This window comes from Micromonospora sp. NPDC049580, assembly GCF_040675595.1.
Taxonomy (GTDB): Bacteria; Actinomycetota; Actinomycetes; order Mycobacteriales; family Micromonosporaceae; genus Micromonospora.
Genome location: NZ_JBFAPG010000353.1, coordinates 1 through 6729 on the forward strand (window position 1 = coordinate 1; position 6729 = coordinate 6729).

General features: G+C 73.8%; 7 protein-coding genes. 5 read left to right on the forward strand and 2 right to left on the reverse strand.

All coding sequences use genetic code 11. From position 1 onward, the window contains the following. Positions 1-868 (reverse strand): glycosyltransferase family 39 protein (locus AB0J68_RS23640; protein WP_363940500.1); only part of this gene is annotated, 868 nt, incomplete at its 3' end. Between the two features lie 36 nt (positions 869-904). Beyond that, positions 905-1930 (reverse strand): aldo/keto reductase family protein, encoded by a 1026-nt coding sequence (locus tag AB0J68_RS23645; protein WP_354858468.1) that lies wholly within the window; start codon positions 1928-1930, stop codon positions 905-907. 62 nt (positions 1931-1992) lie between these two features. Here AB0J68_RS23645 and AB0J68_RS23650 point away from each other — a divergent pair, with 62 nt between their 5' ends. The 5 genes from AB0J68_RS23650 to AB0J68_RS23670 all read left to right on the forward strand — a co-directional run bounded on the left by AB0J68_RS23650 (position 1993) and on the right by AB0J68_RS23670 (position 6609). Then, entirely contained in the window at positions 1993-2904 is a 912-nt protein-coding gene (locus AB0J68_RS23650; protein WP_354858469.1) for an ArsR family transcriptional regulator, read from the forward strand. 291 nt (positions 2905-3195) lie between these two features. Beyond that, positions 3196-4908 (forward strand): nitrite/sulfite reductase, encoded by a 1713-nt coding sequence (locus AB0J68_RS23655; protein WP_354858472.1) that lies wholly within the window; start codon positions 3196-3198, stop codon positions 4906-4908. After that, positions 4905-5066 carry a hypothetical protein gene (locus AB0J68_RS23660; protein WP_167517323.1) on the forward strand — a complete coding sequence of 54 codons (162 nt, stop codon included), beginning with the start codon at positions 4905-4907 and terminating at the stop codon, positions 5064-5066. The genes AB0J68_RS23655 and AB0J68_RS23660 overlap by 4 nt, the downstream gene beginning before the upstream one ends. Next, positions 5063-5824 (forward strand): phosphoadenylyl-sulfate reductase, encoded by a 762-nt coding sequence (locus tag AB0J68_RS23665; protein WP_355063653.1) that lies wholly within the window; start codon positions 5063-5065, stop codon positions 5822-5824. Before AB0J68_RS23660 ends, AB0J68_RS23665 begins: the two co-directional genes overlap by 4 nt. Next, on the forward strand, positions 5821-6609 hold the full coding sequence (locus AB0J68_RS23670; protein WP_355063792.1) for a CbiX/SirB N-terminal domain-containing protein: 789 nt from the start codon (positions 5821-5823) through the stop codon (positions 6607-6609). Before AB0J68_RS23665 ends, AB0J68_RS23670 begins: the two co-directional genes overlap by 4 nt. The last annotated feature ends 120 nt before the right edge of the window (positions 6610-6729 follow it).

Consider the following 6729-nt stretch of genomic DNA (forward strand, 5'->3'; position numbering starts at 1 on the left):
TCGCGATCAGCGGATACCGCCAGGGTTTCGTCATCGGCATCACGTCGCTGTCCGGTTTCTTCCTGGGGTGGGCGATCACCCACCGCCAAATCCGCCCGTCCCGGCCGCCGGGACGGGCGGTCGGCGCATTGTCGTGGACCGGCGCATTGTCGTGGGTCGGCGCGCTGTCGTGGGTCGGGGTGGTGTGGTGGACCGGCGCGGTGTGGTGGGTCGGCGTGGTCCCGGCGACCGGCGAGGCGATGCCGGCGGCGGCCGGGCCACGCCACCAGGTGATGACGACGACCAGCGCATGCGCGGCGAGCAGGGTGAGCGCGATCAGATGGATGAGCCCGAGCGCGGCGACGGCGACGGCGTAACCGGCCCAACGGGCCCAGCTCGGTCGACGCAGCGCGGTCACCAGCTGCAGGGTGGCGAGCACCGCGAGCATGGTGGCCAGCGCGTACGGGCGGGCCTCCTGGCCGTAGCGGGAGGTGCCGGGGAGCACCGCGAACAGCAGCCCCGCGAAGAGGCCGGCACGCCGGTCGACGAGTTGCGCGCCGAGCACGGCGAGCAACCCGGCGGCTGCGGTCATCGCCAGCACGGCCGGTACCCGCAGGGCGATGGTGGAGTCGCCGAAGACTCTGGTCCAGCCGTGCATCAGCAGGTAGTACGGCCCGGTGGCGGCGTCGATGGTGCCGGCCAGGCGGGCCAGGTCGCGGGGCGAGCGGGTGGCCGCGCTCCAGGTCGCCAGCTCGTCACGCCAGAGCTGGGCGGAGCCCAGCCCGGCCACTGTCACCGCCAGGGTCAACAGCGCCGGGGGGAGCCAGACCGGCAGGCGGCGCAGGTGCTCCCACGCCGTCCCAACCGACCTCTCGGACAATTGCCCCACGGCCCGAGCCTGCCACGGCCACCCCCGCCGTGGGCGTCAGCCGGCGGCAGGCGGTGGGCGCCAGGCGGGCATCACGTCGTTCGGACGGGCGGTCTTCGCCGGATCACGCTCCACCAGCTCGTCGAGTACGGCGTCGATCCGGGCCATCAGCTCGTCGTCGAGCCGTACCGTGGCGGCCCGTGCCGTCTCGGCGAGCTGCTCGGGCCGGGACGCGCCGACGATCGCGCCCGCCACCGTCGGACGGCGCAGCACCCACGCCACCGCCAACTGGGCCATCGTGCAGCCGGCGGCCTCGGCGATCGGCCGGAGCTGGCGTACCCGGGAGAGCAGCAGATCCGAGGAGTAGCGGGCGATGAACGAGCCACCGAAGCCGTCGGTGGCCCGGGAGCCGGCGGGCGGACGGCCGCCCGGTTCGTACCGGCCGGTCAGCACGCCCATCGCCAGTGGCGACCAGGCGAGCTGGCCCAGGCCGAGGTCAGCGCAGGCGGGCGACACCTCGGCCTCCACCACCCGCCACAGCATCGAGTACTGCGGCTGGTTGGCGATGAACGGGAGGTGCAGCTCGGCGGCGAGCCGCATTCCCGCGCGCAGCTGCGGGCCGGTCCACTCGGATGCGCCGACGTAGAGCACCTTGCCCTGACGGACCAGGTCGGCGAAGGCCAGCATCGTCTCCTCCAGCGGCACACTGTCGTCGTACCGGTGCGCCTGATAGAGGTCGATGTAGTCGGTGCCCAGCCGGCGTAGCGAGGCGTGACAGCTCTCGATGACGTGCTTGCGGGACAGCCCGGCGTCGTTGGCCCCCGGCCCGACCGGCAGGCACACCTTCGTGCACAGCTCGATCGAGCTGCGCCGGACGCCGCTCAGCGCCCTGCCCAACGCCTCCTCGGCCCGCCCCTGGGCGTACCGGTCGGCGGTGTCGAACGTGGTGATGCCCGCGTCCAGGGCGGCGGCCACGCACGCGGCGGCCGCGTCGTCGTCGAGCTGGTTGCCGTGGGTGACCCAGTTGCCGTACGCGACCGCGCTGACGCGCAGGCCCGACCGGCCCAGTTGCCTGTACTCCATACCAGGATCCTCGGGCCGCCCCGCGCTGTCGCCGAACCGTTCGAACGTGGTCGAATCCATAGGTGATCGAGGTTCGGTTCTCGCCCGACGACCTGAGCCGGGTCCGGTTCGTGCACTCGCCGCTGGCCGAGCTGGTGGCCAGCTCCTGTGCGTTGCGCAAGCCCGCGAAGTACTGGATGCACCGCCCGTGGCGGGAGCGCGCGGAGCGGCTGCTGCCGGATGCCGGTCTGGAACCGCTGTTGGCGGTGCTCCGGTCGTCCAACGGCTACGTGCCGGATTTCCTCACCCCGGTCGGGGCGGCGCCGAACCTGGCCGCCGAGTTGCGGGCGGTCGCCGGCACCGACCCGTCCCGGGTGCGGCGGCAACTGGAGCGGGCCGGCGCACCCCGGCTGGCCCCGGACGAGCTGGTCGCGCAGCTCCACAGGTACTTCACCCTGCTGATCGCACCGGACTGGCCCCGGCTGCGGGCGCTCGCGCTGGCCGACATCCGGCGGCGGACGCTACTCGCCGCCGAGCAGGGTGGGCGCACCCTGCTCCGCGAGCTGCACCCGTTGATCCGGTGGGACGGCGCGGCGCTGCGAGTCGCCGTCGGCACGACCCGCCCGACCGGCCTGGACGGACGCCCGTGGACGCTGCTGCCCACCGCGTTCTCCGGGCCGACGGTGCACGCGATCACGGAGGGCGACGCCGGGCCCGCCCTCTGCTATCCGCCCACCGGGCTGGGCGGGCTGTGGGATGCGCCGCCGCCCAGCGCGGCGCTGAGCGCTCTCCTCGGCGGTACGCGGGCGGCGGCGCTCGCCCTGCTCGACTCGCCGCTGAGCACCGGCGAGCTGGCCGCGCTGCTGGGCCTCGCGCCGGCGACCGCGTCGCACCACCTCACCACACTGCGGGACAACGGCCTGGTCGCCGGCGTACGGCAGGGTCGGGTGGTGCGTTATGCCCGAACTGTCCTGGGTGACCAGCTGGTCGGCTGACCTCCGGCCCGTGATGTGGGATCCAGCACGCGGACATTGGCCGGCCCCCATGGGGTGTGGCAGCATGGGCCTATGACCGCCGCAGTCGTCCGCCGCTTCGTGGCTCGTCGCCACGTCGATTACGGCCGCGTGCGCAGCGCGATCTGTCCGGCCTACTGACGACGCCCGACCAATCCGTCTCGGGCGCGCTCCGCGCCGGCTGTCTGAAGACACCGTTGTCCCGCCCGCTACGCGGGCCGGCCGCCGCGCCCCGCGTAGCCCGAGGCACAGCAGACAACGGAGGACGCCGCGATGGCGGTCAGCAGCATCCCGGCCCGTTCCGAGGACCCGACGGCCCGCCCGGCCCGGGCGCCACGCCGGCCCCGGGGTGAGGGTCAGTGGGCGCTCGGCCACCGCGAGCCCCTCAACCCCAACGAGCGGATCAAAAAGGACGACGACCCGCTCAACGTCCGGGCCCGCATCGAGAACATCTACGCGCACCGCGGCTTCGCCTCCATCGACCCGCAGGATCTGCGCGGCCGTTTCCGCTGGTGGGGCCTCTACACCCAGCGCAAGGCGGGCATCGACGGCGGGCGCACCGCCGTGCTGGAGCCGCACGAGCTGGAGGACGAGTTCTTCATGCTCCGGGTCCGCATCGACGGCGGCCAGCTCAGCCTGGCTCAGCTGCGCGTGATCGCGGACATCTCGCGGGAGTTCGCCCGGGACACCGCCGACATCACCGACCGGCAGAACATCCAGTACCACTGGATCCGCGTCGAGGACATGCCGGAGATCTGGCGTCGGCTGGAGTCGGTCGGCCTGCAGACGACCGAGGCCTGCGGCGACTGCCCACGGATCGTGCTGGGCAGCCCGGTCGCCGGGGTGGCCCGCGACGAGCTGCTCGACCCGACCCCGGCGATCGACGAGATCGTCTCCCGGTACGTGGGGGACAAGCAGTTCTCCAACCTGCCCCGCAAGTTCAAGACCTCCATCTCCTGGCTGGTCGACACCCCGTACGAGTCGAACGACATCGCCTTCCTCGGCGTCGACCACCCCGAGCACGGGCCGGGCTTCGACGTCTGGGTCGGTGGCGGGCTCTCCACCAACCCGATGCTCGCCCAGCGGCTCGGCGTCTGGGTGCCGCTGGCCGAGGTGCCGGACGTGTGGGCCGGCGTGGTCGGGATCTTCCGCGACTACGGCTACCGCCGGCTGCGTAACCGGGCCCGGCTGAAGTTCCTGGTGGCCGACTGGGGCGTGGAGCGTTTCCGGGAGGTCCTGGAGAAGGAGTACCTGGGCCGTACGCTGCTCGACGGTCCCGCCCCGGAGCTGCCGGCGAAGCCGGTCGACCACGTGGGCGTGCACGAGCAGGCCGACGGGCGGCACTACGTGGGGGCCGCCCCGGTGGTCGGGCGGGTCTCCGGTGGGCAGCTCGCCCAGCTGGCCGACGTGGTCGAGGCGCACGGCAGCGACCGGGTGCGGCTCACCCCGTACCAGAAGCTGCTGGTGCTCGACGTGCCGTCGGAGCGGACGGAGTCGCTTGTCGACGCGCTGCGCGGGATCGGGCTGGAGGCCCGGCCGTCGGCCTGGCGACGCGGCACGATGGCGTGCACCGGCATCGAGTACTGCAAGCTGGCCATCGTCGAGACGAAGGCCCGCGGCGAGGAGCTGGTGGCCCGGCTGGAGCAGCGGCTGCGCGACTTCGACGCGGACATCTCGATCCACATCAACGGCTGCCCGAACGCCTGTGCCCGCACGCAGGTCGCCGACATCGGCCTCAAGGGCCAGCTGGTGGTCGGCCCGGACGGCCGCCAGGTGGAGGGCTTCCAGGTGCACCTGGGCGGCGGGCTGGGCATGGCGCAGGGGCAGAAGGCTGGTTTCGGCCGCAAGCTGCGCGGTCTGAAGACCACCGCCGACGAGCTTCCGGAGTACGTGGAACGGCTGGCCCGTCGCTACCTGGCCGGGCGGAGCGAGGGCGAGACGTTCGCCAACTGGGTGATCAGAGTCGACGAGGAGGAACTGCGATGAGCAGCGAGAACCGAGCGGCACCCCTGTACTGCCCGTACTGCGGCGAGGAGGACCTACGGCCGCACGAGGCGGGGCACGGCGCCTGGGAGTGCCACGCCTGCGCACGGGTCTTCTCGGTGAAGTTCACCGGGCTGCTCTCCCGGGCGGTGACCCGATGAGTCTCGTCTCCGCCGCGAGCCTGCGCCTGGTCGGTCCGGGCGCTCAGACCTCGACCGACCCGGCCGGGCGCAGCCCGGACGAGCTGCGGACGCTGGCCGAGCAGGCGGCTCAGGACCTGGAGGGCGCCCCCGCCCTGGAGATCGCCCGCTGGGCGGCGCAGACCTTTGGTGACCGCTTCTGCGTCACCAGCTCGATGGCCGACGCCGTCCTGGCCCACCTGGTGTCCCGGGTCGCCCCGGGGGTGGACGTGGTCTTCCTCGACACCGGTCTGCACTTCCCGGAGACACTGCGGGTGCGCGACGAGGTGGCCCGGACGCTGCCGGTGAACGTCCGGTCGATCCGGCCCCGGCTCACCGTGGGGCAGCAGGACGGCCAGTACGGTCCGCGACTGTTCAACAAGTCGCCGGACGACTGCTGCCAGCTGCGCAAGGTGGAGCCGCTGGAGCGGGCGCTGTCCGGGTACGACGCCTGGGCCGCCGGCCTGCGCCGGGACGAGTCGCCGACCCGTGCCAACACGCCTGTGGTGACGTTCGACGCGCGGCGCGGCAAGGTCAAGGTCAACCCGATCGCGGCCTGGTCGCAGGCGGACGTGGACGCCTACATCGCCCGCTGGAACGTCCCGGTCAACGAGCTGTTCAAGCAGGGCTACGGCTCGATCGGCTGCTGGCCGTGCACCCGACGGACGAAGGCCGGCGAGGACCCGCGGGCCGGGCGGTGGGCCATGTTCGAGAAGACCGAGTGCGGGCTGCACGTCTGACCCCGTCACCGACGACCCCGACCGGCCCGGTTGCGGCCGGCGGGGCGGCCCCGGTGGTGCTTGTCGCACACGGCAGCCGGGATCCACGAGCGGCCGAGGCCACCCGGGCGCTGGCCCGGGCGGTGTCGGCCGCCCGGCCCGGCCTGTCGGTGTGGGCGAGCTGGCTGGACCACACCGAGCCGGGACCGACCGAGGTGCTGCGCAGGCTGGCCGAGGCCGGGCATCCCCGTGCGGTGGTCGTGCCACTGCTGCTGACCGCCGCGTACCACCACCGGGTGGACATTCCGGCGGCCGTCGCCGCCGCGACGGAGGCCGGGCCCCCACTGGCGGTACGGGTGACCGACGTGCTTGGCCCGGCGGACGGAACGGTGTCGCCGGCGTTGCTGGCGGGGCTGCGCCGTCGGCTCGTCGAGGTTGGCCCGGGGCGCTTCGACGCGCTGGTGCTGGCCGCCGCGGGCACCCGGGACGCCCGGGCGCGCGGTTCGGTGGGCCGGGTGGCGGACGCGCTCGGCGCGGAGTTCGGGGTGCCCTGCCGGGTGTCGTACGCCTCGGCGGCCCCACCGGCGACCGGTGTGGCCGTGGCCCGGCTGCGGGCGGCCGGCGCGCGCCGGGTGGCGGTGTCCGCGTACTTCCTCGCGCCGGGCCTGTTCCACGACGCGGTGGCCGACTCGGCTCGGGCGGCCGGTGCGGTGGCGGTGGCGGCCCCGCTCACGGATGCGCCGGAGTTGGCCGAGCTGGTGCTACGCCGGGTCGACGACCGGGGCGCGCTGGCGCCGACGGGTTGACGGCTCAGCGGCTCGGGCGGCTCTGCCGCTGGCGGCTCAGGCGGCTCAGACCCTACGGCTCGGACGGCGGCTCAGGTGGGTTCGCGGGCACGGGACAGCAGTACGCCCCGGCAGGCGGAC

Coding starts and splice junctions, on each gene's coding strand:
- AB0J68_RS23645 (WP_354858468.1), bottom strand. CDS start 1,930: ATGGAGTACAGGCAACTGGGCCGGTCGGGCCTGCGCGTCAGCGCGGTC.
- AB0J68_RS23655 (WP_354858472.1), top strand. CDS start 3,196: ATGGCGGTCAGCAGCATCCCGGCCCGTTCCGAGGACCCGACGGCCCGC.
- AB0J68_RS23660 (WP_167517323.1), top strand. CDS start 4,905: ATGAGCAGCGAGAACCGAGCGGCACCCCTGTACTGCCCGTACTGCGGC.
- AB0J68_RS23665 (WP_355063653.1), top strand. CDS start 5,063: ATGAGTCTCGTCTCCGCCGCGAGCCTGCGCCTGGTCGGTCCGGGCGCT.